At 59.8% G+C, this 460-nt stretch carries 1 protein-coding gene; it reads right to left on the reverse strand.

Annotation, left to right across the window (positions count from 1 at the left end; all coding sequences use genetic code 11):
- Nucleotides 1–460: TonB-dependent receptor domain-containing protein (locus tag ACTHUF_RS11205; RefSeq protein WP_440407736.1), on the reverse strand; the 460-nt coding region annotated here is incomplete at both ends.

A 460-nucleotide genomic window follows, 5' to 3' on the forward strand; every position in this document is an offset into this window, starting at 1 on the left:
GGTTGCCGTCGGTGCCGAGGCTGGTTTGCGGCGTGTAGAGTTGGGAAAAGCTGGCGTAGAGGCTGTTGTTGTCGTTCAGGTCGTAAACCGCGCCTGCGTAGCCGGTGAACTTGGTTTTGCTGGCTTTGTGCAACTCGTCGCCGTCGCCCGCTTCGATTTTGTAGTGTCCCAAACGCCAGCCGCCGATGAGCGACAGCCTGTCGACCGGATGGAAGACGGATTTGCCGTAAACGCCGAATTCGTCAAGGTTTTCGGTAGCGACGGTATGGCTGTAACCGCGCGCGCCGGCACGGGCGTTCTGCATCAGGTTGACATAGGGAACGGAGTGGAAATCGCCCAAGGCAACATTACGCGCAACGGCTGCACGGCCTTGCTCGTTGGTGCTGCGCAAGCGGTTGTAGTCCGCGCCGACGACGAGTTCGTTTGAGGTGTTGCCCAAGGCAAACGGACGGCGGTAACT

The sequence above is a fragment of the Neisseria sp. P0024.S006 genome (assembly GCF_051956595.1).
GTDB lineage: Bacteria > Pseudomonadota > Gammaproteobacteria > Burkholderiales > Neisseriaceae > Neisseria.